The sequence below is a fragment of the Cocleimonas flava genome (assembly GCF_004339015.1).
Taxonomy (GTDB): Bacteria; Pseudomonadota; Gammaproteobacteria; order Thiotrichales; family Thiotrichaceae; genus Cocleimonas; species Cocleimonas flava.
Genome location: NZ_SMFQ01000002.1, coordinates 1062464 through 1089458, shown reverse-complemented (window position 1 = coordinate 1089458; position 26995 = coordinate 1062464). Strand labels below are relative to the sequence as shown.

Sequence of the window (26995 nt, the reverse complement as noted above, 5' to 3'; positions counted from 1 at the left end):
TATGTTTGAGTTCTTATTTGAATACCGGGGTTTCATTGTAGGCACCATTTTTATTGCTTTGATTGCGACGGTTATATGGGCGATTTTATACGGGCGTAATTTAATTCGCACCGAAAAGTCAGATGCTGTGTTTGGTAATCCAGAGCGCGCACTAGGTGGCTGGCATTGGGTTATGACCGGTGTAAGTGCTATTTTGATTGTGTGGATTTACTTCTCCTGGGATGCAGCAAGGGCGTTTAATCCAAAAGCAGCAAATGAGCTGTGTCAGGTGGGTAAGCTGTCTTCTGCGATCAATCCTATTCGTTCTACCTTCCCTTTGGATGATGGTTTCCTTAAGGGGACAAGTCTCTTAGTTCGTGAAAATAAGCAATTAAACGAATTAGCTGATCAAGTCGAAAGACTGGGCTTCTCTGATGCTGAAAAGTCTCAAGCGAAAGAAACCATAGATTTAATGCGCAAAGCCATCATAGGGATGACCTCTCCTGAATATCTTGACTCTGCCACTGATGCCAAGTTTAAAGAAATTGTAAGTAGAATTGACGGTTTAACGGCAAAACTGGCTGATCAAAATTACCCTGGTGATCCAACGGCTGAGCAGATAGCCGCCGCAGAAAAGAATCCACGATGGGGTGATTCTGGCAATGAAATTCCTGCCGCACCTGCAAGTCCTCGTGGTTATAAATTTGATGCTGCTGCAAAAGAAATGAAAACCATTACTTCTGATTTTTCTAAAATTAGAAATAATAATAGTAATTTCCTCGCACAAGTCGAAAAACTAAAGGGACAAATTGCTTCACTAGATACATTGGTGAAAGCATCACCGGGTACCGACGAACTATTAATCGCTAATCGTGCTGATTTTGTAAAAGGTTTAACACGAGTTCTAAGACGAGTAGACGATGGTAATATTTTCCCACCTGATGCGTTAAACAATATACAAAATGCACTGGTTAAACTTGATAACGAGCAAAAAAGCCAGCAAGGCGGATTGAGATACTACGATATTTTGATGATGCCTGGCGGAGAAATCCGAGCAGGTAGCAGCTCATGTAGTGAACAAGGTTCAGGTCGTTGGTTACCAAAACCATCTGACACGCTACGTACGTTTGCTCGAATCTCTAACCCGGAAATCGGCTATAAGGGTTACCCACTGTTGTGGTACAAAATGAAGCCATTTGGTGAAATGGTTGATTTTATTATTCCAGATTTCATCGCTTCATTAGTCCCTGGTGATTACCCTAGACATGACACCAACGGAATCGTCACACCAAACTTTAAAAGCAAGGTAAGAGACTTTGCGACAGGTAATTTTGAGTCGTTTAAAGTGCCGATGCCATCCGGCCACGTTTGGGATTCATTACTGAGAGTGTTAGCAGGTTTATTCTTCGGTATTATTCTCGGTGTACCTTTGGGATTATTTATGGGGCTGTCGCGATTCTCGAAGGGTTTCTTCGATCCATTAATCGAGCTTTATCGTCCTGTACCACCACTTGCGTGGGCACCTTTGATCTTAACCATTTTCGGAATTGGAGATGACGGTAAGATTTTCCTATTATTCATGGTTGCTTTCGCAATTATGGTTATCTCAGCTAGAACAGGGGCGACAGGTACACACCTTTCCAAGATTCATGCAGCTCATTCATTAGGGGCAACAAACCGACAGATCTTACGCAAAGTAATATTGCCTAATTCGCTACCAGAAATTCTTACAGGTATTCGAATTGCGATCGGTGTTTGTTGGGGTACTTTGGTTGCTGCCGAAATGTTGGCAGGTACAACCGGTATTGGTTTCGTAGAGAATGTGGCACGTAAGCAATCTGACTATGAGATCATCTGGACCACGATTATCATCCTTGGATTACTCGGATTGTTATTCGATCTCATGATGCGTTGGGTGATTGATAAATTCATCCCATGGAGAGGTAAAGGGTAGACGATAACCATTACAGTATTTAGTCACTGTAATTTTACGAATAAAAAAGGCGAACTTTAAGGTTCGCCTTTTTTATGTCTACATATTCTGTGACTGAATCTGGGTGATTTACTAAAAGCCACCTCCCCACTTTGAATGATATTACGTTTTTGTTTTTTAAAAACGTAAATAGAATTTATGCAGAGCTAGCCATATTTTTAATCGGACAGATCATGTTGTTATGCCTAGAATAAAATCCTTACTTCAATCGGCTCTGGACCCATAGATGTGTGTTGTAAGCTAATTTATTTTAAGTCACCCCCCTACTTATAGGCATTTTTTTATACGTGTTTTTTTAATTGAGTCTATCGTTTATTTTTTACTTCTACTGAAATAAAAACCTGTAAAAGTAAGATTTGTTTTAAGGCGTTAAATAAATGGATAGATATAAGAAATAGATAGATGTGATTCCCACTTTATGGAGAATCACATCTAAGAATGATTGGATTTTAAGCTATGACTAATTAGGTACTAAACCTAACAATAGCTTATAAACATTAGCCGGCAAGAATTGCGAGCTAAGAACGTCTTAACGTAATACGTGTACCGAACACTTAGAGTAGCGAACCACGCGTGCGGATGTGGAGCCCAGAAAGAAATCTTCCAATCCAGGTTTATGAGATCCGATAATGATGCAATCCGCTTCAATTTTATTGGCATATTTTGAAATTTCACGTCCTGCCTGACCGTGTAGTATCTCGGACTCAACCGCTTCATCATGACAGCGCTCTGCCATCAAATCCTTAATCTTTTCGTATGCTTTGGATTCGACATCTTTAGAAACAAACGATTGAACAACGTTATTTACAGGCTCTATAACATGCGCAACGATAATTTTACCGTTTTCAGAAACCAATAATTTAGCTGCTGCTAAGGCCCTATCACTAAAGCCTTGATTCAAGGCACTCGCAATCAATATTTTGTTGTACATATTAACTCCAACATTTTAACTCCAACATTACTCAATTTGAGTCTAAGGAAACAGGCCTGATTTAACTCAGGCCTGCAAACTTATGGACAAGTTTGAAAAGAAATTAAAGCTCGCCCTTATCCTTAAGGTATTGCTTCATGATTTCAACGCCTTTTGCATTACCTTCTGATCTTTCTGCAACTTTAGGCCAAACTTCAGCAATTGACTTGTCACGCATTCTCTTAACTTCATCAGGAGAGAAATTAATGACTTCACCGCCTGCATCTTCAAGAACCTTCAATGCTCCAGCCACGCCATCTGCATGGAGTTTGCTGGTCTCAAAGTAAGTGCTTTTGAAGATTCCGTCGATTTTCTCTCTCTGCCAATCATTCAACTCGTTATATCTATCCAAGTTCAAGAATATTTCCTGATGCTGAGCGGGAGCCCAACCTGGCTGAGCTGCATATTTGATCACTTCGTGGAATGACATATCATCAATTCCGCCCGTATCCCAGTAAGTGCCGTCGATGGTACCTAGTTTAATTGCGGTATATATTTCACCGCCACCCATTGAAACAGGTGAGCCACCCATAGCTGTGTGGAATATTGCCTGAGGACCACCAGCACGCATCTTCATGCCTTTTAAATCTTCCATTTTTCTAACGGGAGTTTTAGTAAACATGGCATTAGGTCCCTGGTTTGTCCAACCAACCCATCTTAGGTTACGCTTTTTTGCCGCTTCTTGAATGATATCGCCAATTTTGTACTTAGGATCGCCAAACGTCACTTCCCACGCTTGCTCCGTACTGCTAGCACCCATTGCCAAGCCAAACGCCAACATACCTTCTGGCATGTCTCCACTGTAGACAGAACCCCAACAAGCAGTTCCGTCGATTAAACCTGCAGCAGTTCCACCGAATGACTCAGACCCACTGGTGATAGCGCCAGATGGCTCCACCTTGATTTTAACAGTACCTTCGGTTGCTTCCTCTACTGCTTTAACCCAAGGAATAACACCGCTTCCCCATCCGGCATCGGATGAATCAAAACAGGGCTGAAAAACCCATTTAGTTACCTTGTCTGGTTTTCCACTGTCTGCTATTGCCGCTCCTGATACTGCGAGTAAACCCGTAGCATATAAGGCAGCGGATATCATCGTTATGACTTTTTTCATAGTTCTGCACCTCTGTAGTGTTAAAAAAATTACATTCGCTCAATACGTATCTTCCAACTTACTAATTGAACTCAATTACGCCCCTGAGTATGCAGGGGCCACATTCAGACGCTTACCTCAAAAAGGCTTACGACGAATTAAGTCTCCCACTCCTTATGACCTCAGAGTTCGTATATCGTTTACCAATTTTTTAATGACAACGAGAAGCATAATTATTCCTGTAATTGGAAAGAATATTTTCAGGGGATAAATAGGGAGCGGAATACTGGTTGGAGTGTGTTGGTTTAGCATTACAGACATCTTCGCCGCCTGATAGCCTTTCCATATAAGTACCCCGAGAAACAATATTGTGAAAACGACGGTGATAATGTCGCACACTGCTTTTTTCTTGGGTGAAAAGTTGGCATAAAAAAGATCCAGCTTTACGAAGGCATTATCATTTAATGCATAGATACCCCCCACACAGGCCAATAGCACCATCGCAATTTGCAACGAGGTCGAAATCCATAGGGAGGGAGCGTTTAAAACATATCGTAGAAATACGTCAGTAACACCAAATACCATCAGATAAATAATCAGTAACCAACCAATGCGTCCCATCATTTCAGCAATGAAGTCAATCGCCTTTTCTATTGTGTTCCACAATTTCATACTAGCCTCTTGATCGTAATTTATTTAATTTATAAAAAATGTTTCTCTAGCTTCTGCCTATTTCAAAAGTTCCGGTAGCCATGTAGCAATAGCAGGGAAGAAGAAAATCAGCATCAATCCAAGAAATTGCAGCGCTATAAATGGCCACACCGACCTGTATACATCGCCCATACTGACATCGGCGGGCAAAACACTTTTTAACCAGAACAGAACAAATCCAAAGGGTGGAGTGAGGTATGCAATCTGGATATTCACGATGAACAGAACACCAAACCAAAGCTTATCGATGCCCAAAGAGTCAATAATCGGGATGAATAATGGTGTACACAGCATGATTATTGCCCAGTCATCCATTACCATTCCAAGTATCAGGATAATTGCCATCATCATCAGCAAAACGCCGTTTTCCCCACCCGGCATACTCAAAACTAACTCTGTTACAAGGTCCTGACTGCCAAGTGAATTGAAAACATTTAGATAGATATTGGAGGCAATCAAAATCCATAACCCCATACCGCTTAGTTTCACGGTCGCTGTTAAGGACTCTCTCAATACTTCCCAGGTTAATTTTCCGTAAATCAGGTTGATAACGAATGCGCCTGTGGCACCAAAAGCAGCAGCTTCAGAAGGGGTTGCTATTCCACCCCAAATTGCTCCCAGCACAATGACAATCAATAACATGAAAGGCCAAATGCTGACTAATGACTGTAGTTTCTCGCCTCGGGTAAATTGTTCATCCGCAGGTGTTGGTGGCCCCATATGTGGCTGTAAACGACAGCGAATGCCAATGTAGGTCATATAAAACAATGCGAGCATTAAGCCCGGTATTATTCCGCCAAGAAACAATGCACCAATGGAAACCTTAGCCAGCAGACCATAGAAAATAAAAGGAACACTTGGCGGGATCAGAGCACCCAATGCACCACCCGCGCCAATCGAACCGATGGCTATATCTCTGCTGTAGTTATATTTGATCATCGATGGATAGGCTATTTGCCCCATCGTGATGGTTGCTGGAGGAGTAATACCGGTAATCGCCGCAAATATTGTACAGACCTGCACGGTTCCCATGGCTAAACCACCTGCGACATGACCTATTAATTTATAAACCGCATCATAGGCCGCTTCGGCTATCCCCGAAAATCGTATCAGACTCCCCATAAACAGAAACAGCGGGACAGTCACCAAGACGTTATTCCACGGTGTGGAGTAGAAAGCACTGGGGATGGTTAACAATGATCGTGGGACAAAGATAGCAGCAAAAATAACCGCCGTACCACCTAGGCCAAGCGCCACAGGCAAGCCAAGAAATAGCGCTACAAATAAACATAAGAAATAAAGTAAGGTGATAATTTCTATACTCATAACAACCCATCCATTTTTATAATCATGAAGACTTCTCCCGCTCTATTAATTTAAATATCCTAATGCTGAGCTGCACACTTAAGCTAAGTGTTTCATCGCTACATCAACTACTTCTGCTCTACATCTTTTCTCGCTGCTTTATATATTTCTGATTACTTTCACTAACGTTAAACTTGTTAAAGGTGTCTGTAATTTTCCCAATGCGAAAACTACAGACACTTAATTTTTTGCACTTAACTGTTAACGACGTAATTTTCAGTTATATAGTCAGAGTCTCTTTTTATGAGGCGATACAACTTCTGACGTTGCCTTTGCCAGCTGACTCCGTAACTTTTTGCTCCCCACCTGACGACTGTTCTGCAGACAGATTCTGTGGTGGAGCTACCCTGATAGTTGACACTTTGTTCTGGGTAAAGAAATCAAAGCCGTCTTTTCCTTGTACCTTGTTATTTCCAATCAGTGAATCCTTGATGCCACCAAAGGGCATATAAGGATGAGGCGCACAAACACCCACATTGATGCCGACCATGCCGACATCGGCTTCATTCATGAATTTTTCAGCCAGATACATATTCTGGGTAAACAGACAGGCGCCATTGCCTGTTGATTGCTTGCGGATAAGATCAAGCGCATCATCCATATCCTGAATCTTCATCACCGACAATACTGGCCCGAAGATCTCTTCCTGTACGATTTCCATACAAGGCGTAACATCAGCAAAAATCGTTGGCCCAACAAAATAACCGTCTTTATTGGCCTCCGGCAAATCAGGATTGCGACCATCAAGGACTAACCTTGCACCAGCATCAATGCCGCTTTGAATGAAATTCTCGATTCTTTGCTTCGCCTGTGCTGAAATAACGGGCCCCATGAAAACATCTTCATTCATGGCATCACCCACAACAATCTTCTTGGTAGCTTCGGTCAAACGTTCGATCACTTTGTCGTAGAGATCAGGCATAATCGCAATAATCGAACTGGCTAGACATCGCTGTCCTGCTGAACCATATCCAGATTGCACAATATTGTTGATCAATAAGTCGATCTGCGCATCTTCCAACGCTACCAGATAATTTTTAGCTCCGCCGAGTAGCATGGTTTTCTTGCCAACTCGACCACATGCTTCTGCAATACTCTTAGCGGTTGGGGAAGAACCAACCAGACATACACCAACGACCTCGGGCATCTGATACCAGGTTTCAGCAACTTCTCTTTCGCCATAAACAATATTCACAACACCTTTTGGTAGGCCAATATCGTTCAATAACTGCGCCATTTTCTGCATGAACAGCGGCGATTCCATCGAAGGTTTAAACACAAATGTGTTACCTGCAGCAATCGCAAAAGGAATAAACCAGCCAAACACTAACGCTGGAAAATTAAAAGGCGCGATGCCACAAAAAACACCTAGTGGCTGACGGGTTACACGTCCGTTGATGCCATCTGCAATCTGATCCAGCATCTCTCCCTGCAAAAGCGAAGGTGCGTTGCAAGACATTTCAACTATCTCGATTACCCTCTGCACTTCACCACGTGCTTCACTGATATGTTTAGCCTGGTCTATAGCAATCGATTCAGCCAATGCTTCGTGGTTGTTCTTCATTGCCTCACGAAGTGCAAAAAGATATCCCACGCGTTTTCCGATAGGCACTTTTCGCCACGTCAAAAAAGCTTCGTGGGATGATTTGACGGTTGCTTCAACAGTCGCCTGACTCGCAACAGGAACCTCTCCGATCTGTTCACCTGTCGATGGATTATAAAGTGGCAGGATTTTTTCATTCTCATCCGTTACCCATTCGCCATCAATAAAGTTTTTAATTCGAATTGTATCAACCATCATCATCCTCTCTCTCGCATCGTTGTTTTTAGAAACAAAAATTCTAAAGCTTGAAAACACTGAGCAGTAGAACCAATTTTCTTTACCAAATGGACCAGAGAGGCATTTCCTTAATATTTTAGTAATAAATTTGTGTCCTAGTAATAACTATAGACAAGATTCAGAGTTTACTTGAAGCCAGTTGCAAGAAACTTATAGTGCCAGTGGAAAAAAGTGAGCTAGATAGCGGCCTCCGAGTGTGTTCACCTAAGACTAGAGTCAGCAATAACGCGGGGTATAGGGTAATTTTTTGGAAATAAACAAAGTAAAATCTAAAAAGAAATACTGAAAAAAATAATGATGACTGCTTTGATAAACATCATCGTAATTAGATAAATTAGACGAATAATTGACCTAAAAAAGCATGAAATCGCTTACATAATCCTGAAATTCACTTCAAAAATGAGACTTTCTGCTTATAAGAAAAGGTCAATTAGCAGCAATTTATTTAAGCCACCCCCCTACTTAGAGGCGTTTTTTTAACCAAATACGTCAAGCTGGCGGGCTGTGATTTTTTCGAATGTTGTACCTAAAAAATACAAAATACTATCTGCTACAGGCGCCAATTGTTTATCCACATAGTGTTGATAATCCGGAATAGAATCTAAACTTTCGATCGGTTCTGGGCCGTTCAAAGTGATGACATATTGGATTTTTCTACCCGGGTTTTTCATTTTTCGCGCCGCTTTAACCTGTGGTGGCTGAGTACTCGTATAACTTTCCAGTGGTCTGCGCAAACGCTTGGTATAAGTTAATTTATGATCTAATTCACCATTAATCAAAGCATCGTGTGTTTCTGAAATATACTCTTCATAGGGCTGATTATTGAAGATGCGTTTATATAGTTCCTGTTGAAATTCTCGTGCCAAAGGCGTCCAGTCTGTACGCACTGTTTCTAAGCCTTTAAAGACCATTAACTTCTCTGAATTTTCATCCGCTCCAGTTTGAATCATTCCGGCGTAGCGTTTTTTACTGCCCGTTTCAGCACCTCGAATAGTGGGCATTAAGAAGCGTAAGTAATGTGTTTCGAATTCAATTTCCAAATTAGACTCGATGTCAAACTCATCCAGCAAATGCTGTTTCCACCAGACATTCAAGATTGTTTGTAATTGCTCTCCGATACTCTGGCATTCACTCCTCTCTTTCCCTTCACCCAGTAATACAAAGACGGAATCGGTATCCCCATAAATGACAGAATAGCCTTGCTGCTCAATGAGCTCTTTGCTGGTTTGAATAATTTCATGACCTCGCATGGTGATACTACTGGCGAGTTGTGGATTAAAAAAACGGCAGCCAGATGAGCCAAGAACACCGTAAAAGGAATTCATGATGATTTTAATCGCATAGGATAAGGGCTTATTATTTTCTTTTTTTGCCTCGTCACGTTGCTGCCAAAGTCGGGTAACAATATCCGGCAATATGTGTTTTTCGCGAGAGAATTCTGCCTCTAAAAAACCGGGGATAGTGTCATCTAAGTGATGTTGAGAAAGCCCTTCAGCGAGTCCCATCGGATCTATCTTGAAGGTTCTGATAATACTGGGGTACAGGCTTTTAAAATCCAGCACCAGCACGTTCTCATACAAACCCGGCAATGAATCCATCACATAGCCACCGGGACTAGTCTTGGTATTAAGTTGGCTCCCGATATCTGGTGCCACATAGCCTTGTCGGTGTAATCTCGGTAAATAGAGATTATCGAACGCCGCCGTCGAACCTCCCTGTCGGTCGATCGCTAGTCCGGTCATTTTTGCGCGCTGGATGGAAAAGCTCAGCATGTCAGTTTTCTCAAAAATATCGGCAACTAATCGGCAATCTTCCAGATTGTATTCAGCCAAAGCGACGGGGTCTTCTTGATATTGACGACGTATCTCGTTTAATTTATCTAATGGCACCCCCCCACTTTGAGCGTTATTTTTATCTTCACTAATCAGCTTTTTACGACCCAATAGCTGTTCGGCGACATGATCCAGAGCAAAGCTTTCAAACGAATAAAATGCACCTCGTAAACAGGTGATTCCATCTAGGACAACTCTACCGGGGATTCGGGCAATGTACAGTTGGCCGCTGACTTGTGGCGTGAGTATGGCTGAATTTTGATAGCTCGATGCTCCGCCAGCATTTTTGCTGTCTCTTTTATTCCCTCTGCCAATATCAAATGGCAAGTGCAATTGCTTACATTTCCATTGCAGAAAATCCAGATCAAAAGCCACAACATTCCAGCCGATGATGACATCAGGGTCGTGCTGTTTCATCCATTGGAAAAATTGTTGCAGCACATCTCTTTCGCTGTAACACCAGTGAATATTTCCATTACCCTTGTGCCTTTCTGGCTCGTCTTTATTCATAAAGACTACTTCAACATCGTTGCTCGTTACGGCAATGGAATACAGTTTTCCTCTGAGGTCTTCTGTTTCGATATCCAGTGAAACCACGTTGAATTCAGGCTCATATTCTGCGGGTTTCATCACTGGGTTTATGAATTCGAGATACCCTTCGCGCTGAATCGCGTCACCACTAATTTCAACAGAAGCGGTGATAAAGCGCTCCATCAGATAGCGTTCGGTGGGTTTAATTTCAGACTCTAGTAATTGCTGCTTATTGTAAGCGAGATGCTCACGCAATGTATTCAGCTGGCGTTGCTGCGGGAAATATAGACCATCTACCGCTTCGTGATCGAAAGTTCTCAACTCAAGTGGTTTGCGTTGAACCGAAGCATCAACTTTTAACTCATTAGAACGTCGAACAAAACAAACGGCTTGCTGTCTATCTATCAAGATATGTACAGGGCCCTGTTCAGTACTCACCCAAAAACTTAGGTTGATTCCATCCGCAGTGTCGCGCCATTGCCTGCTTAAAATGAAGCCCAATAATTTTTGTTTTTTGTACATATTCCACATTTTAACGTAATAAACTTTGATAAACTGCGCTGTTATTAACTGTTTTAATCAGTAAAAATATAACAAAGCATATTCACAACTATAAACGCGAAGGTACTCACATTGAAATTATTTAACAAAGCACTCTCAGGCTCTACACTTGCCCTGGCAGTTTCACTGGCGGCTGTTTCTACAACGGCTGTACACGCTGATGGTTTTTTCTCAAACTTATTCGGTGGATCAAAAAGTGGAGCTGGCTTTGAAAGCATGTTGGCACATGTTCCCGCTAATACGTCTTATTTACTGGCGAATAAAAATGCTATCCCTGAAGAAGTCATGGAATACCATTTAAAGCGTGGTAAAGACATGCTTGCCATGTTCTCAAAAGCGCAGGCTAAATCAGATGCTGATGATAAAGCCGAGGGCGGAGAAAAAGAGAGTCCTGATGCTGAGAAGTTCTTCAATGCACTAATGGCGGACTACAGTGACTTACTCGCTAAAGATAAGTTTGAAGAAACAGGTCTTTCGAAGAAAGCCAACAGCATGGTTTATGGTTATGACATGATGCCTGTGATGCGCATTAGCTACGCCAGCAAAGAAAAGCTAATGGCTATGATCAAACGTGCTGAAGAAAAATCCGGCTACAAAGTAGAATTCACTAAATGTGGCGATCTAGACTGCTTTACGTCAACGAACCCAACGGGTGAGATGGCAATGGCTTTAGTCTTCCTGGAAAACCAGATTGCAGTATCTGCATTTACACCTGATAAGAAAGAAGCGATGATTTCTCATCTTACTGGCAAAGCGGATCCTAAAGAATCTTACAGCGTTGCTAAGTGGGATACTTTCTTAAAAGACAATGACTACAAAGGTTATGGCGACGGCTTCGTCAACTTAAAGAGTGTTTTCAACAAATCGAAACCATTGATTGCGGAAAGCATGAAAGGTGAAGTTGATGATAAAGAACTAGAAGGTTGTTTAGCGGTTGTCGAGCAACACGTAGACAATATGCCTGAAATTCTACTGGGTACTAAAGAATTAAAAGCGGCATCAATGAAGTACGAATTATTGATGAAGACGTCTCCGGCAGTGAGCACCAGCCTGCAAACGCTAGCGAACCCAAGCAATATTCCGCAACGTGCTGATGGTTCCATCTTCGAATTCGGTGTGAATATCGACTTCAAAAAGCTACGTGATGCACTTACGGATTACTCAAGCTTCTTGATCGCAGCAGGCGAAGCAAATAAATGTACTTCAATCAAACCACAAGAAATCCGTAAAGGCATGGGTGGCATGGCGATGGTAATGAATATGGGACTGTCTCAATTCAAATCTATTTATGCTTCAGTCTCTGATGTTGAGCTGGATGACAGCATGCAACCTAAAAAGATTGATGCTTATATTTCATTAGGAACAGACGACCCTAAAGGCTTGCTTTCTATGGTTGGCATGATGGCTCCGCCACTAATGTCTTTAAAAATTCCTGAAGATGGATCTGCGGTTAAACTGCCTGATGGACTTATTCCTAGTCGAGGTCAACCGGTTCCGGATATCTACTTAAGCAAGAGTGACAAGTCATTAAACATTATGGTCGGCAACGATAAGCCTTCTTTGGTTGAATATAAAAATGACAAACCACAAATCTCTTTCTCGGGTATCGATGGCAAACGTTATATGGAAAAAATTGCCAGCATCATGAAAAAAGCGATGCCGGATAACAAAGATGTGGAAATGATGGAATCAGTCGGCGGAATGTCTGGCAAATTCTTATCTGAAACCAGTGCAGATAAACGTGGCTTAGTGATTAACTACCACCTTATGTATGACAAATAAGGCTGTAAAGAGAGATCACTGCAAATGACTCCAGCAGTCGATGCAGCCAAGAAAGCAGGTATTCGGTATACATTGCATGAATACTCGCATGATTCGCAGGCTTCTTCCTATGGGGAGGAAGCCGCGACTTTACTCGATATTTCCCCCAATCGGGTTTTCAAAACATTGCTCATTGCAGCTACTGATTCGAATCAACTTGCGGTTGCGATTGTCCCCGTTAGTAATCAACTCAATTTAAAATCTGCGGCTAAAGCATTGGGCTTTAAGAAAGCATCAATGGCTGATCCGGCAGAAGCTGAAAAAGCGACAGGTTATATTCTGGGTGGCATCAGCCCGCTCGGGCAGAAAAAACGTTTGCCTTTTGTTTTAGATGAATCTGCTACTGGCTTTGAAACGATTTATGTCAGCGCAGGCAAACGAGGCCTGGAGATAGAGTTAGCCCCAGGAGATTTAATTAAGCTTTGCAATGCCAAAACAGCAAATATAAAAGCCTAAATTATTCAAAAGGCACCCCCCTACTTTGGACGGTATTTTTCAGAACTGGCTATATTTCATACTTTCTAACTCGCTATTTCTGCCAACAACCAATCTCTCAACAGCATAACTGCCTGATTTTTTGCTTTATTCTTAGGGATAATTATATAGAAAGGGTGATACGTTTTGATTTCAAGATCCAATGGCGCAATCAACTTTCCCTGCTGAATGAGTGGGTCTATTAAATGCTTCCACCCCAGTGCTATACCTTGCCCTTCTAAAACCGCTTGCACCACAACCGAGTAATCATTGAAGCTCTCTTCTGCTTTGGAATTACTGTAGTTCAGGTTTGCATCTTCAAATAAATCCTGCCAATCAAAGCGATGTGTATAACGCTCCTCAAGGTGGATTAAAGCATGGTCTGCCAAGTGTTCGATTTTGCTTAATGGTGGCGAAGTTTTTAAATACGCAGGGCTACAAACAGGCGTTATCACTTCATCGACAAACTTGTAGCGTTCGAAACCGTCCCAGCTAACTTGTCCCAGTGGAAAACATAAATCAAAACCACCGTTCTGTACTTCGTTATCGGTATCTTGCGTAATACAGCGTAACTGGATATTCGGATGGCTCTGTTTAAATTTAGCAATACGTGGCATCAACCAGTGGCTCGCTAATGAAGTTGAGATATGCAGCGTAATCTCATACTGGTTTTCAACCATCAAAGCTTCCAGCCCTTGTTGTATAGAACCAAACCCTTTACTCAAATAATGAGCGAGCACTTCACCTTCACTGGTCAGCTTTACACCGTCATGCTGGCGCTTGAACAAGGTGGTATCGAGAATGGACTCTAATTGCCTAACCGCATGGCTTATCGCAGGCTGGCCGACATTAAGCGTTTCTGCAGCACGGGTAAAGCTGCTGGTTTTAGCTGCAATATGAAATGCCAGTAAAGACTTATTGTTGAGCAGATTGATATTAATTTTTTTCATGTCATTTATGAAAACGAGAGACGTTCTCCATCATATTAGTAGCTGGTATATTCATCTCACTATTCTAGTAGAAATTTTTGACATGACTTTAACTAATGAAGAAACCAAAACACACCCCCCTACTTTTAGGCCATTTTTTGATAATTAAGTAAACAACCGACTACACCGAGGATAAACCTTTGACTAACGATCCACTTTTACAGCCTTATCAGTTAAAACATTTAACCTTAAAAAATCGCATCATGATTACCAGCCATGAGCCTGCTTATCCTGAAGATGGCATGCCCAAAGAACGTTATGCGGCCTATCATGCTGAGCGCGCCAAAGCTGGTGTTGCATTAACCATGACAGCGGGATCGGCTGCAGTATCCAAAGACAGCCCGCCGGTGTTTAATAATATTCTGGCGTATAAAGATGAAGTCGTACCTTGGATTCAACAACTAACAGATGCCTGCCATGAACACGATTGTGCAGTAATGATTCAGTTAACCCATTTAGGACGTCGCACCGGTTGGGGCAAAGGTGACTGGTTGCCAGCGATATCATCATCACACCGCCGCGAACCATCACATAGAGCCTTTCCCAAAAGAATTGAAGGTTGGGATATTACGCGCCTGATTAAAGATTACGCAGATGCCGCAGAACGCATGAAAGCGGGTGGTATGGATGGCATCGAACTGCAAGCTTATGGACACTTGATGGATCAGTTCTGGTCCCCGATTACTAACTCTTTGGACGCACCTTATGGTGGTGATTTAAACAATCGGGTTCGCTTTACCATGGAAGTGCTGGAAGCAATCCGTGAGCGCGTGGGACCAGACTTTTTAGTCGGTATGCGTTACACCGCTGATGAAGTTCACAAACAAGGCTTAACACCCGAAGATGGCATTGAAATATCTAAACTATTCCGTGACAGTGGCATGGTGGATTTTCTCAATGTAGTGCGTGGACGTATCAACCATGATGCTGGCTTGACCGATCTCATTCCGATTCAGGGGATGCCTAGTTCACCGCATTTAGATTTTGCAGGGCAAGTCAGAAAAGAAACAGGCATGCCAACGTTTCACGCTGCGAAAATTCCCGATATTGCAACAGCCCGACATGCTATATCGGAAAGTCTGTTAGATATGGTAGGCATGACACGCGCTCATATCGCTGATCCGCATATTGTGCGTAAGATTACGCAGGGACGCGAACACGATATTCGCCCCTGTGTTGGCGCTAATTACTGCCTAGACCGCATCTATCAGGCAGGTGATGCATTGTGTATGCATAACGCGGCGACGGGTCGTGAGCTAACCATGCCGCATGATATTCCCAAAGCCACCACGCAAAAGAAAGTGGTTATTATTGGCGCTGGCCCAGCAGGTCTGGAAGCGGCACGCGTTGCTGGCGAACGCGGACATACAGTGACTGTTCTCGAAGCGGCCGCTGAAGCGGGTGGGCAAGTGCTTCTCACAGCGTTATCTAAACGTCGTCAGGATATGATCGGTATCATCGACTGGCGCATGCAACAGTGTAAGGACTTAGGTGTCGAGTTTAAATTCAATACCTATGCGGAAGCCGACGAGGTAAATGCAGAAAACCCCGATGTAGTCATCATCGCGACAGGCGGTTGGCCAGATACTGAAGTATTAGAAACAGGTAACCATTTGGTTTCATCCAGCTGGGATATTATTTCTGGGCATGAAGCTCCAGGGAAGAATGTGCTTATCTTTGACGACGCGGGTGATCACCCTGGTTTGCAAGCTGCCGAAGTTATCGCTAAGACTGGCGCAAAAGTTGAAATCATGACCCCTGACAGAAGTTTTGCACCCGAAGTCATGGCAATGAATCTAGTGCCTTATATGCGTAGCCTTCAAGATAAAGACGTGACCTTCACCGTTACCCGAAGACTGATGGATGTTATGCAGGAAGGGGATCAACTAAAAGCCATTATTGGCACCGATTATAGCGACCTTAGAGAAGATAAATTCTACGACCAAGTGATCATAAATCATGGAACACTGCCGATGGAAGATTTGTATTTTGATCTCAAGCCTCTTTCTTCCAATCTTGGTGCTGTTAATTATGATGCGTTGATCGAAGGTAAACAGCAGGATTTCAAAGAGAACCCTGAAGGATCGTTTCAATTATTTAGAATTGGTGATGCGGTATCTGCACGTAATACGCACGCAGCAATTTACGATGCATTGCGTTTGATGAAAGACATTTAATTGGCGTTTTGTTAACGAGAAGGATGAGAACATCTGCCCCTTACTTATCAGGCTCTGCTAAAAAAAAGCCTTAGCTCTGCATAAATTCTATTTACGTTTTTAAAAAAACAAAAACGTAATATCATTCAAAGTAGGGGGGTGTCATTTTGTGTATTAACATTAGGTATTTAACTCGATATATATCATGCATTTTAATCAATGACTGCTATATTCAAGCACTAAATAACAAATCTAATATCCAATATGTATCCTTTTATTAAACTCATTATTACCGTTGTTAAAGCTAAATACCGTCCGAAACTAGCACTTGAAGATGAGAGTGTGTTGCACCTTCGTGCAGGATTTCTGGATGTTGATATGTTTGGTGAATTAAATAACGCACGTTATTTCAATTATATGGAATTAGGTCGCTGGGATTATTCACAGCGCGTTGGTTTCGTTGGCCTGATGAAAAAACAAGGCTGGGGAGTAGCGGTGGGCGGTGCGAGTATTCGTTACCGTCGACGAATTCCATTTATGCACAAATTTACCATGACTTCCAAAATGATTTGTCATGATGGCCGATGGATTTACTTTTTGCAGGAAACGCATCGCAAAGATCAGATCTGCTCTTCTGCATTGATGAAAGTCTGTGTGACCTCTAAAGATGGACTGGTTCCTGCCCCAGAGGTTCTTGCGGCATTGGGTACGGAAGATACATTTGCTGATGTGCCTGATTGGGTTGCGGCATGGATAGAAGCTGAAAGCCAGCGCCCCTGGCCTTCGTCGCAATAGCCATAGCTACAAAAATTAATAGCTTATTTAGCTTATTTTATTTAGCCAATGACTATACTCACAGTTTGTATTAATTAGAGTCTATTTTGGATAATTTAAGAGGAAGCCTCTTCATGGTGCTCGCGATGGCGTGTTTCACCTTTGAAGACATGTTTATCAAGGTGGCTTCGGAATCTGTGCCTGTTGGTGAAATTCTAATCTTTTTTGGTATTGGCGGTACCTTTGCGTTTATCGCTTTAACGCTACGCCGCAAAGAAGTCATCATCAATCCCGCGATTAAATCTAAACCTATCTTACTAAGAACCTTCTTCGAAGTTTCTGGACGCGTCTTTTATACCTTAGCGATTGTTTTAACACCACTTTCTAGTGCCTCGGCCATCCTGCAAGCGACGCCTTTAGTGGTTGTGACAGGCGCTGCCATTTTCTTTGGAGAAAAAGTAGGCTGGCGACGCTGGACTGCAATCATAGTGGGTTTCATTGGCGTGTTGATGATTTTACAACCCGGACTGGAAGGCTTTGAAACCGCATCTATTCTAGCCGTTCTAGGCACATTGGGATTTGCAGGGCGAGACCTGACAACACGCGCAGCACCTAAGGGACTGTCAAATACTCAACTAGGGATTTATGGTTTTTTAGTATTAATTCCTATCGGCATAGTGATGTTAAGCATTAGCGGTGGGGCAGTAATACCAAGCCTATTCCCCGCATTACAAATTTTAGGTGCGATAGTCTTCGGGGTGATTGCATACTATTCGTTAACCATTGCCATGCGTACTGGCGAAGTATCGGTAGTCACGCCCTTTCGTTATATCCGTTTAGTCTTTGCTTTGATTCTGGGAATGCTGGTGTTCTCTGAACAGCCCAGCTTCATGACTTTAGTAGGCAGTGCGGTGGTTGTTAGCAGTGGTCTTTATACCCTGCTTCGTAGTAAACAGGGTACGTCTAAAAACCTAGTAAAGGAAACTGCTTGATACACAGAACGGTTAATTTATAACGGCAGAAAATCCCCCTCAAAGTAGGGGGGTGGCTAATCTTAAAAGCAGCATCTTGATCTGCATTAAAATATCATTCAACAGCGTTAATCAGCTAATGCAGGCTTCTTTTTGACGACCGGATTTAACTCCCAGGTATCGGCATTCGCCATATCCCAACTTCTTTGCCATTTTTCAGGAATAGTCTTCTTAGATAATAAACACCCTTCTTCCAGTGTTTCATAAATATCGTAATAACTTTTAATTTCAGTGGCACTCGCACGTCGATTAATATGCCAGGGCATCACTTCTTCAGTGTGATTAATTCCAGCGACTTCAAGTAACTCCACGATGTGTTTCACCATCGAATGGTGGTAATTGGCTACTCTCTGGCCTTTATCAGTAACATCTAGGGCTTCATAACGAACGGGCTCTTGGGTTGCAATACCGGTTGGGCATTTGTCGGTATTACAATGTCTGGATTGAATACAACCTAGGGCGAACATCATGCCACGAGCTGAGTTTATGGTATCTGCCCCTAACGCTAATACCCGCATCATGTGGAATGCTGAAATCACTTTGCCTGCCGCTATGATTCTAATGTCATCCCTGACTCCAGTGCCGATTAAGGCATTATGAACAAAACTAAGGGCGTCCCTTAAGGGCATTCCGACAGAGTTTGCCATTTCTATTGGCGCTGCGCCGGTACCACCTTCAGAACCGTCTACAGTTACGAAATCAGGTGTTAGTCCGGTCTTTTTCATCGCTTTACAGATAGCCAGAAATTCAGCTTTATGTCCGATGCATAACTTAAAGCCAACGGGTTTCCCGCCGCTTTTTTCGCGTAAGTTTGCAACAAATTCGAGTAAGCCTTCAGGTGATGAAAAAGCGGTATGTGCAGGAGGAGAAACAACGTCTTTACCCATTTCAACACCGCGAATATCCACAATTTCCTGGGTTAATTTTGCCGCTGGCAATATGCCGCCATGACCAGGTTTTGCCCCTTGAGATAACTTTATCTCAATCATTTTAATTTCTTCACGAGAGGCCATTTTGATAAATTTTTCCTCATCAAAACCACCAGTGGCATTATTTCTGCAACCAAAATAACCAGTACCTATTTGCCAGATTAAATCACCCCCATGTTTAAGGTGATAAGGGCTAACGCCACCCTCGCCAGTATTATGTGCAAAATTATCTATCTTCGCGCCTTTGTTCAGCGCCATGATTGCATTCTTGCTCAAAGCGCCGTAGCTCATCGCTGATATATTTAAGGGCGATGCTGAATATGGCTTGCTGCAATTTTTTGCACCAAAGATCACTCGTGGGTTTTTATCTTCTATTACGTGTGGCTGAAGAGAGTGGTTGATCCATTCATAACCTTGCTCATAAACATCAAACACAGTACCGAATGCACGAGTATCTCTAACCCCTTTTGCGCGTTGATAAACTAAAGCTCGGAATTCTCTACTTATTGGTTTTCCGTTAGTTTCATCTTCAATAAAGTATTGCTGAATCTCAGGGCGGATATATTCCATAAAGTATCGGAGGTGCCCTATGAAAGGATATATTCTTAATAACGTAGAAGTCTTCTGACTCATATCCCTAATGCCTACTAAAATAATTGGCAAAACAATGAGAAAAAGCCAAAGAATAGGTTTCCAAATAAATGAAAACAGGAGAATGAAAAGGGAGACTACAATTGAGCTTATTATGAATCCTGTACGGACTGTCATATTAAAAACCTTAAGAAAAATATATAAAGAATATCATCCTTATATTAGTAGTTGAATTTTAAAGTGTCTTTACTTTTAGCGTTTAGTTTAGAATTCACTACGCATAAAAAAGGCTGTTATATAAACAGCCTTTAATTAATTTCTTTATAAAACTTGAGCAATGAAACAGAAGATTTAACTCACTTTTATTTATTTTGCAGTTATCCAGATGTTTTTAGGTTTCTCTTTCTTCTTTTCTGCGCCAACGGATAAGATCTCGTCTGTGAGGTCTTCTGGCTTATGAGGTAAGTCGTCCAGCAACGCTTCTAATTCTTTCTTTTGTAACTCTGCTTCTTTGTCTAAGGTTTTGTTCACAGGAAGCGGTTTTTTATTAACTTCTTTTGGTTTAAATGCATTCCCAGGGAAAACATAGCTGGAAACATGATTTCTGCCCGCTTCTTTAGATTCATACATTGCTTCATCGGCAAATTTGAGGAGTTGATCGAGCGATTTAGCAACCATAGCAGGGCAATTTACTGTACCTACAGAGAGTGATAATGGAATACTTGTGCCTTCCCATAGAATAGGTTGGTCTTGTACATTCTTACGCAAGTTTTCTGCAATTTTAAGCATTACATCGTCAGTACAGTTATTGATATAGACGACGAATTCATCACCACCCAGTCTTGCAGGAATATCTTTACTGCGCGTGCTTTCTTTCATGATCGTAGCAATGTGTTTTAATGCTAAATCGCCCGCTTCGTGACCGTATTCATCATTGATAAACTTAAATTTATCAACGTCAATAACGATAATGCCCACATTCTCTTTGCCTTTACGTGCAATGATTTTATTTACTGAATCTTCGAAGAAACGTCTATTTGCAATCTTGGTTAAGTGATCATTACTGCTCATCTTATACAAATATCTATTGGTTGCGCGAAGTTTAGCCGTAGCTTTCTCGATATCCTTACTCAATGAGTAGTTAAGCTTTCGCACTTCTCTATTTGATTTATGCAATCTACTTACTAATGCAGACAATGCATTCCAGAGTTCTGATACTTCAATAGGGCTGTTTTTGGGAATCTTACCCAAGTTAAAGTTATCTGACCTTGTGCCAATTTCTTTAGATTTAACAACCAGAGAGTTCAATGGTTTAGTGATCTGTTGAGCCAGTATATAAGCCACTAACAACGAAATAATAATACCCACTGCTAACCACGTTAATACGGTATTTATGACTTCTTTAAACGGAGAGACCAACTCTGATTCCGGCTGAAGTATCATTACACCCCAACCTAGTTTTTCTATCGTGCTGTATCCAACCACAACATCTTCATTAAGATAAGGAGAATGGAATGTCCAAAGCCCATTCATAGAATCTTTCATCTTATCCATAATGCCGATAGATGAAATATCACGAATTTGTTGCTCTAACTCTTTGCTAGGATGAGCTACTACTTGACCTAGCTGGTCTACAATGACGCAATGACCTTTTTCACCAAACTGAATCTTGTTACACATTTCACGTACAGGTGCCAAATCAAGTTCTACGAAGATTGTTCCTATTTTATTTAAGTCTTTGCCGATAATATGATGCTTCATCAACACTACTGGCTTGTTGGATACCGAACTATTAAGAACAGAAGATATAGAATTTACGGTGTCATATTTTCTGTATTTATTTTCTGTCTGGTGATATGGAAAAGAGTTAAGCGATCCAGTTGATCTAATTTTGTATTCGTCTTTAACAGAAACAACGGATGAACCATCTTCTATAGATAGAAATGATATTGCGACGAAGTTATCTAAAGTATTGACATACTTATCTGTCAGAGCTTTTATCCCATTAATATTTTTCGTTGAAAGGTTAGTTGAGTTTACAAAGGTATTTAAATTCTTTTGGTAAGACGAGAAATATTGACTCACGGGTAGCGTCATATTCTTTGCGATCAGCAAATGTTTTTCCTTCAACTCATTCTGAGCACTATCCCACGAGTGCTGACTGAGGCTGGAAATAATAAACCCTAGAGGTAACAACAGGACGAACACAAAGCTTCCCATTACCAATCGATTTATTGAACGAGTTAAGAACTGATGCATATAACTAATTGATGTTTTTTCTTATTTTTATATAGTGACATTGTAAATTATTGTCACTAACTAAACAAAAGTAAGCAGACAAAAGGTTCATGTATTACTGTTAACTATCGGCTTTAAAGCGCCATTTAGAGTAATAAACAGGTTATTTGATAAGCAATAGAATATTGTTAGTCAATGACTCATAAACATACCTTAAATTCTTATAACTCTCAGATAAATATAAGTATTTCAGAACTATTACCGAAACTGTTCTTATTTCTTAGTGGGCTCAGTTTTGTTGTTTCTTTGTTTTTATCTACCTTTTTTACGTCTGATGGAAATGTTATAGGCGCATGGGTTTTTATTTTGGGATGGATAGGCATAGTAGTATTTCAATTTGCCTGGTATGCGAATCCATTAAATATTCTGGCATTACTTTTGTTTGAAGCCCGCCCTCGACTAGCTATCTTACTGAGTTTACTCGCTTTGGTTATAGCTTCTGAAACATTTACATTCTCAGAAATACCTACTGGCCTATTTACCGGAAATCATTCTGAAAAGACTTTCATTAAAGAATTTGGATTAGGTTTTTACAGTTGGTATTTATCTCAAATATTATTTTTATTTGCTTTATTCAGTAAGTATCTCGCAACGAATAAAGGCAATTCATAACTGCCTTTATTCGTTCATCTGCTTATAAGATCGTTTGACTATTCGTTCGATCACTTTTGGAGCTAAATAGTCACCACTGAATTTATCATTTTTTCTAATGATTAAAAATCACCGGTTGCGCCTGCTTCCATTAATTTTAACATGACGTCTTTAACTTTATTCGCTTCCTGCAAAAGCTCGTCTGGCAATGTTTTTCCTCCATGAATCATTAAATCCATATCGAGTGAATACAACCAGAACTTACCTTCTTTATCTTCAACCATTGCGATACGACAAGGCAAATAAGCTGAAAAGGCATCAGAATACTCAATCATTTTTACTGCGGTAAGCGGGTTACAATACTGGTAAATCGTTAACAATCGTTGCTTCTCGCCTGTTTTAGCTTCAACTTCTTTGGATAATGGAAGAACTCCCACTGCTTTGATATTGACTTCAGTTGCGACAGAGCTCATTGCTTCAGCAGCATCTTCTGGCGTCACACCCTCATCTAGCTGTCTCTTCCATACTGTGGACTCAGCTGAGTTGCCTGATTTCTTAAGCTTCTGCCACATGTTCATATAAAGGGTTTTAGCTTCGGGTGTGAGTTTGTTTAGCTCATTAATTTCCCCGCCAAATTTACTGTATGCATAGCCACCACCAATCAAAGCGACTAGCCCAATGATTGCTAATATATTTCTTATAAATCCCATTTTAATTCTCCTAGTTTCTACCACCCATTTCCTATAGTGATTAAATATAGGGAAAGGAAATTATAAATTATTATTTGTTATGAGAGGCAAATGCTTAAACATTAGGCACTCAATGTCACTGTTTATCTTAACTTCATTAGACTAACGTTTTAACAATTGGCCAGTCATTTTACATAGCATTATTCTAATAATCTCAGAAGCATTTGATGAGTGATAGTGTAATGAAAATAGCACCAATGGGTAATATTACCCATTGGATACTAAATGTAGATAAATGAAGCGAAGTAATAAAAAATTAGACCAATAAAGGCGCAATTACCAAAGAAACGATAGCCATGACATTGATCAGGATATTCATTGCGGGACCTGATGTGTCTTTAAACGGGTCGCCAACTGTATCCCCAACTACCACTGCCTTATGAGTTTCAGAACCTTTACCGCCTAAATTTCCTTTCTCCACATGTTTTTTCGCATTGTCCCAAACACCGCCTGCATTGGCCATTGTTAAGGCCAATAAAACGCAGCAAATTAAAGCACCACCTAACATGCCGCCGAGTGCTTCTGGACCAAGTAAAAACCCTACTACCACGGGAGAAAACACTGCCAAAATCCCGGGGAGAACCATTCGTTTCAAGGCGGCTGTCGTTGCAATATCAACACATCGCTCAGTATCCGGCTCTGCCGTGCCTTCCAGTAAACCCGGGATATCACGAAATTGACGTCGAATCTCTTTGATCATATCAAAGGCCGCTTCACCCACCGCATTCATGGTGATCGCGCTAATCAAGAAAGGAAAAATTCCACCAAGAAACATGCCTGCTAACACCAAAGGATCATTTATTTGTAAGGAAAAGTCTTGTTGATGATGTGAAATGGTTTCAATAAATGCAGAAATAATAGCCAATGCTGCTAGTGCTGCAGCGCCTATGGCAAAACCTTTACCGATGGCTGCTGTAGTATTACCCAATTCATCCAAGGAATCTGTAATTTCACGAGTTTCTTTACCCATACCGCCCATTTCAGCAATACCGCCTGCATTATCTGCAACCGGTCCATAAGCATCAATTGCCATGGTAATACCTACTGTAGCTAACATGCCGACAGCCGATATTGCGACACCATAAAGTCCGGATAAGTTACTAGAAATTAAAATAATTCCGCAAATAGTTAACACAGGGATGACCACGGACTGCATCCCTACAGATAACCCGGCAATCATAACGGTTGCAGGTCCCGTTTCACCTGCTTTTGCAACTTTCAGGACAGGCGCCCCTGATGTATAGTATTCGGTCACCAAACCAATAATAATTCCACCGACTGCTCCCACGAGCACAGAACCCCAAACCTTTAAACTGATACCCATCACAGCGATTAATAGTAAAGCGATAAAAATAAAAAGGACTGAAGATCCTATCGTACCGGCCCGCAACGCCACTTCAGGAGATTTATTGGCAGATTGTTTTACGATAAATATTCCGATCATAGAACAAATCAAACCAAATGAAGCGAGCACTAACGGTAAGAACATTAGTTGATCCTGCGATGCATTCAATTGGGTTAAGGTTGTTGCCGCCATCGTAGAAGCTAGGGCAATGGTTGCGATAATTGAGCCACAATAAGATTCGAATATATCTGATCCCATACCTGCAACATCGCCTACGTTGTCACCAACGTTATCGGCTATTACACCTGGATTTCTTGGATCATCTTCTGGTATTCCTGCTTCTATTTTGCCTACCAAGTCTGCACCTACATCAGCGCTTTTTGTAAATATTCCACCACCGACACGTGAGAACAAAGCAACACTGGAAGCACCCATTCCAAAGCCATGAATAACATGCGCAGTTTCCGGATTACCACCAAAGATCAAATACAGGAAACCAAGCCCCAGCAAGCCCATAGAAGCAACAGTGAGTCCCATGATAGAACCACCAAAGAATGCAACAGTCAGAGCACTACTGACGCCTTCTGTTGAAGCTGCCACCGCTGTCCTGACATTAGCCTGGGTAGCGGTGTACATCCCTATATAACCTGCTAAAGCAGATGTGAAGGCACCAATCAAAAAAGAAAGTGCGGTCTTCCAACCCAAATCTGAAATTAAAATCAGAAATAAAACAACAGCACAAAAAATACCAAGGATCTTGTACTCTCGTCGCATAAAGACCATAGCACCAAGATGAATTTGCTCAGCTATTCTTGCTATTTTATCTTCGCCACCGGGGTATTTTTTTACTTCTTTATATAAATAAAAAGCCCCACCTAGACCAAACACACCCAAGAACATGGGAAATAACGCGCTTAAACTCATTTTGCCTCCTATTTTCAGCAATGACACACAGTGAAATAACAAAAATTAATAGATGGATAAGTTATATCTTAGTTTGAAAAGTGCTTTTTTGCTGATTACAAACACATAAATTCCTTAATAATAAGAAATTCACTGCTGTACTGAATAGGAAATAAGTTGGAAAAATAAGAGATACACCCCCCTACTTTGAGGGACTTTTTATAAAAAGCCCTTCAAAGTAGGGGGGTGTGTTTTGAATTAATCAGAGTCTTAGATAACGATAAAACTTTATTTATTTGAGGCAGGGATATCCGCGAAGTCTGTCTTAACGTCTAAATTTTGTGCACGGTGTCTTAACACGTGATCCATCAATGTCATTGCAAGTTGCGCTTCACAAATAGGTGTAGCACGAATACCTACGCAAGGATCATGGCGCCCTTTCGTGACGACTTCGATTGGCTCACCTTTAATATTCACACTTTTACCTGGCAAACGAATACTCGATGTCGGTTTAAACGCAGTATGAACGACAATGTCCTGTCCAGAAGAAATACCACCTAAGGTTCCACCGGCACTGTTACCATCAAAGCCATCTATCATGATTTCATCGCGATGCTCTGTGCCTTTTTGAGTGATTGAATCAAAACCGGCACCTATTTCTACGCCTTTAGAGGCGTTAATGCTCATCATAGAATGAGCGATTTCAGCATCTAAACGATCAAAAATGGGTTCGCCTAATCCTGGTGGAACGCCAGTAGCAACTGTCGTTATTTTGGCACCAATAGATTCGCCTTCTTTACGAAGCGCATCCATATAGGCTTCCATTTCAGGGACTTTACTAGCATCCGGCGAGAAGAATGGATTATTTGCTATTTCATTCCAGTCTACAGATTCTATTTTGATAGGGCCTAACTGAGACAGATAACCTTTAATTTCGATACCGTATCTTTCTCTCAAATATTTTTTAGCGATTCCGCCTGCTGCCACTCGCATGGCAGTTTCACGCGCCGATGATCGACCACCACCACGATAATCACGTAAGCCATACTTTTTATAGTAGGTGTAATCAGCATGACCAGGACGAAACTGATCCATGATATTAGAATAATCTTTAGAGCGTTGATCGGTATTGTTGATCAATAATGCAATCGGTACCCCCGTGGTTTTACCCTCAAAGACACCAGATAAAATTTGCACTTCATCCGATTCACGGCGCTGTGTTGTGTGACGACTAGTGCCCGGTTTGCGACGATCTAAATCATCTTGCAAGTCGGCTTCTGAAAGCTCCATTCCTGGAGGGCATCCGTCAACGATACAGCCGATCGCTGGGCCATGACTCTCACCAAATGAGGTCACTGTAAATAATTTTCCGTAAGTATTTCCTGACATGCTTGCGATTATATCCGATATTTTTTGATGAGTTTCTACATATTATACGTTTGTAAGGGGCTTGGTGGCTATATATATCA

At 41.5% G+C, this 26995-nt stretch carries 19 protein-coding genes; 7 read left to right on the top strand and 12 right to left on the bottom strand.

Features of this window, described 5'->3' with window-relative positions; all coding sequences use genetic code 11:
- Position 1 precedes the first annotated feature (1 nt).
- The gene (locus tag EV695_RS04955; protein ID WP_131904788.1) at positions 2-1933 is read left to right on the top strand and encodes an ABC transporter permease subunit; all 1932 of its coding nucleotides are present in this window, start codon (positions 2-4) and stop codon (positions 1931-1933) included.
- A gap of 568 nt (positions 1934-2501) precedes the next feature.
- Here the strand turns inward: EV695_RS04955 and EV695_RS04950 are convergent.
- The 6 genes from EV695_RS04950 to EV695_RS04925 form a co-directional block, all read right to left on the bottom strand.
- Complete coding sequence (locus EV695_RS04950) at positions 2502-2903, bottom strand: universal stress protein (RefSeq protein WP_131904787.1); 402 nt, start codon at positions 2901-2903, stop codon at positions 2502-2504.
- A 103-nt stretch (positions 2904-3006) separates the two neighbouring features.
- The gene (locus EV695_RS04945; RefSeq protein ID WP_131904786.1) at positions 3007-4056 is read right to left on the bottom strand and encodes a TRAP transporter substrate-binding protein; all 1050 of its coding nucleotides are present in this window, start codon (positions 4054-4056) and stop codon (positions 3007-3009) included.
- A gap of 153 nt (positions 4057-4209) precedes the next feature.
- Positions 4210-4707 carry a TRAP transporter small permease subunit gene (locus EV695_RS04940; RefSeq protein ID WP_131904785.1) on the bottom strand — a complete coding sequence of 166 codons (498 nt, stop codon included), beginning with the start codon at positions 4705-4707 and terminating at the stop codon, positions 4210-4212.
- A gap of 57 nt (positions 4708-4764) precedes the next feature.
- The gene (locus EV695_RS04935) at positions 4765-6072 is read right to left on the bottom strand and encodes a TRAP transporter large permease (protein ID WP_131904784.1); all 1308 of its coding nucleotides are present in this window, start codon (positions 6070-6072) and stop codon (positions 4765-4767) included.
- 280 nt (positions 6073-6352) lie between these two features.
- Entirely contained in the window at positions 6353-7912 is a 1560-nt protein-coding gene (gene mmsA / locus EV695_RS04930) for a CoA-acylating methylmalonate-semialdehyde dehydrogenase (RefSeq protein ID WP_207906946.1), read from the bottom strand.
- A 515-nt stretch (positions 7913-8427) separates the two neighbouring features.
- Positions 8428-10836 (bottom strand): DNA polymerase II, encoded by a 2409-nt coding sequence (locus EV695_RS04925; RefSeq protein ID WP_207906945.1) that lies wholly within the window; start codon positions 10834-10836, stop codon positions 8428-8430.
- 111 nt (positions 10837-10947) lie between these two features.
- Here EV695_RS04925 and EV695_RS04920 point away from each other — a divergent pair, with 111 nt between their 5' ends.
- Positions 10948-12657, top strand: coding sequence for a hypothetical protein (locus EV695_RS04920; protein WP_131904781.1), 1710 nt, complete (start codon positions 10948-10950; stop codon positions 12655-12657).
- 24 nt (positions 12658-12681) lie between these two features.
- Positions 12682-13152 (top strand): Cys-tRNA(Pro) deacylase, encoded by a 471-nt coding sequence (gene ybaK / locus EV695_RS04915; protein WP_131904780.1) that lies wholly within the window; start codon positions 12682-12684, stop codon positions 13150-13152.
- A 65-nt stretch (positions 13153-13217) separates the two neighbouring features.
- Here ybaK and EV695_RS04910 read toward each other — a convergent pair whose 3' ends face one another.
- On the bottom strand, positions 13218-14120 hold the full coding sequence (locus tag EV695_RS04910; protein WP_131904779.1) for a LysR substrate-binding domain-containing protein: 903 nt from the start codon (positions 14118-14120) through the stop codon (positions 13218-13220).
- Between the two features lie 179 nt (positions 14121-14299).
- Here EV695_RS04910 and EV695_RS04905 point away from each other — a divergent pair, with 179 nt between their 5' ends.
- The 3 genes from EV695_RS04905 (at position 14300) to EV695_RS04895 (ending at position 18081) form a co-directional block, all read left to right on the top strand.
- Complete coding sequence (locus EV695_RS04905) at positions 14300-16336, top strand: NADH:flavin oxidoreductase (RefSeq protein ID WP_131904778.1); 2037 nt, start codon at positions 14300-14302, stop codon at positions 16334-16336.
- A 243-nt stretch (positions 16337-16579) separates the two neighbouring features.
- Positions 16580-17110: an acyl-CoA thioesterase gene (locus EV695_RS04900; protein ID WP_131904777.1), complete on the top strand. Its 531-nt coding sequence runs from the start codon at positions 16580-16582 to the stop codon at positions 17108-17110.
- 86 nt (positions 17111-17196) lie between these two features.
- Positions 17197-18081 (top strand): DMT family transporter, encoded by an 885-nt coding sequence (locus EV695_RS04895; RefSeq protein WP_131904776.1) that lies wholly within the window; start codon positions 17197-17199, stop codon positions 18079-18081.
- Between the two features lie 107 nt (positions 18082-18188).
- Here the strand turns inward: EV695_RS04895 and EV695_RS04890 are convergent, their stop codons facing one another.
- Both EV695_RS04890 and EV695_RS04885 read right to left on the bottom strand, forming a co-directional pair.
- Complete coding sequence (locus EV695_RS04890) at positions 18189-19817, bottom strand: FMN-binding glutamate synthase family protein (RefSeq protein ID WP_131904775.1); 1629 nt, start codon at positions 19815-19817, stop codon at positions 18189-18191.
- A 189-nt stretch (positions 19818-20006) separates the two neighbouring features.
- The gene (locus EV695_RS04885) at positions 20007-21899 is read right to left on the bottom strand and encodes a sensor domain-containing diguanylate cyclase (RefSeq protein ID WP_131904774.1); all 1893 of its coding nucleotides are present in this window, start codon (positions 21897-21899) and stop codon (positions 20007-20009) included.
- A gap of 174 nt (positions 21900-22073) precedes the next feature.
- Here EV695_RS04885 and EV695_RS04880 point away from each other — a divergent pair, with 174 nt between their 5' ends.
- A complete protein-coding gene (locus tag EV695_RS04880) occupies positions 22074-22550 on the top strand; it encodes a hypothetical protein (RefSeq protein ID WP_131904773.1) in 477 nt (158 codons plus the stop codon).
- Between the two features lie 101 nt (positions 22551-22651).
- On the opposite strand, the gene EV695_RS04875 is transcribed toward EV695_RS04880, so the two are convergent.
- The 3 genes from EV695_RS04875 to aroC all read right to left on the bottom strand — a co-directional run bounded on the left by EV695_RS04875 (position 22652) and on the right by aroC (position 26915).
- Positions 22652-23239, bottom strand: coding sequence for a DUF302 domain-containing protein (locus EV695_RS04875; protein ID WP_131904772.1), 588 nt, complete (start codon positions 23237-23239; stop codon positions 22652-22654).
- Positions 23240-23534: 295 nt separating this feature from the next.
- Complete coding sequence (locus tag EV695_RS04870) at positions 23535-25547, bottom strand: sodium-translocating pyrophosphatase (RefSeq protein WP_131904771.1); 2013 nt, start codon at positions 25545-25547, stop codon at positions 23535-23537.
- 267 nt (positions 25548-25814) lie between these two features.
- Positions 25815-26915, bottom strand: a complete 1101-nt coding sequence (aroC, locus tag EV695_RS04865; protein WP_131904770.1) for a chorismate synthase — start codon at positions 26913-26915, stop codon at positions 25815-25817.
- Between the last annotated feature and the right edge of the window lie 80 nt (positions 26916-26995).

Excerpts from the sequence above, each read along its gene's own strand:
- EV695_RS04955 (WP_131904788.1), top strand. The coding sequence starts at position 2 with ATGTTTGAGTTCTTATTTGAATACCGGGGTTTCATTGTAGGCACCATT.
- EV695_RS04950 (WP_131904787.1), bottom strand. The coding sequence starts at position 2,903 with ATGTACAACAAAATATTGATTGCGAGTGCCTTGAATCAAGGCTTTAGT.
- EV695_RS04945 (WP_131904786.1), bottom strand. The coding sequence starts at position 4,056 with ATGAAAAAAGTCATAACGATGATATCCGCTGCCTTATATGCTACGGGT.
- EV695_RS04940 (WP_131904785.1), bottom strand. The coding sequence starts at position 4,707 with ATGAAATTGTGGAACACAATAGAAAAGGCGATTGACTTCATTGCTGAA.
- EV695_RS04935 (WP_131904784.1), bottom strand. The coding sequence starts at position 6,072 with ATGAGTATAGAAATTATCACCTTACTTTATTTCTTATGTTTATTTGTA.
- mmsA (WP_207906946.1), bottom strand. The coding sequence starts at position 7,912 with ATGATGGTTGATACAATTCGAATTAAAAACTTTATTGATGGCGAATGG.
- EV695_RS04925 (WP_207906945.1), bottom strand. The coding sequence starts at position 10,836 with ATGTACAAAAAACAAAAATTATTGGGCTTCATTTTAAGCAGGCAATGG.
- ybaK (WP_131904780.1), top strand. The coding sequence starts at position 12,682 with ATGACTCCAGCAGTCGATGCAGCCAAGAAAGCAGGTATTCGGTATACA.
- EV695_RS04910 (WP_131904779.1), bottom strand. The coding sequence starts at position 14,120 with ATGAAAAAAATTAATATCAATCTGCTCAACAATAAGTCTTTACTGGCA.
- EV695_RS04900 (WP_131904777.1), top strand. The coding sequence starts at position 16,580 with ATGTATCCTTTTATTAAACTCATTATTACCGTTGTTAAAGCTAAATAC.
- EV695_RS04890 (WP_131904775.1), bottom strand. The coding sequence starts at position 19,817 with ATGACAGTCCGTACAGGATTCATAATAAGCTCAATTGTAGTCTCCCTT.
- EV695_RS04885 (WP_131904774.1), bottom strand. The coding sequence starts at position 21,899 with ATGCATCAGTTCTTAACTCGTTCAATAAATCGATTGGTAATGGGAAGC.
- EV695_RS04880 (WP_131904773.1), top strand. The coding sequence starts at position 22,074 with ATGACTCATAAACATACCTTAAATTCTTATAACTCTCAGATAAATATA.
- EV695_RS04875 (WP_131904772.1), bottom strand. The coding sequence starts at position 23,239 with ATGGGATTTATAAGAAATATATTAGCAATCATTGGGCTAGTCGCTTTG.
- EV695_RS04870 (WP_131904771.1), bottom strand. The coding sequence starts at position 25,547 with ATGAGTTTAAGCGCGTTATTTCCCATGTTCTTGGGTGTGTTTGGTCTA.
- aroC (WP_131904770.1), bottom strand. The coding sequence starts at position 26,915 with ATGTCAGGAAATACTTACGGAAAATTATTTACAGTGACCTCATTTGGT.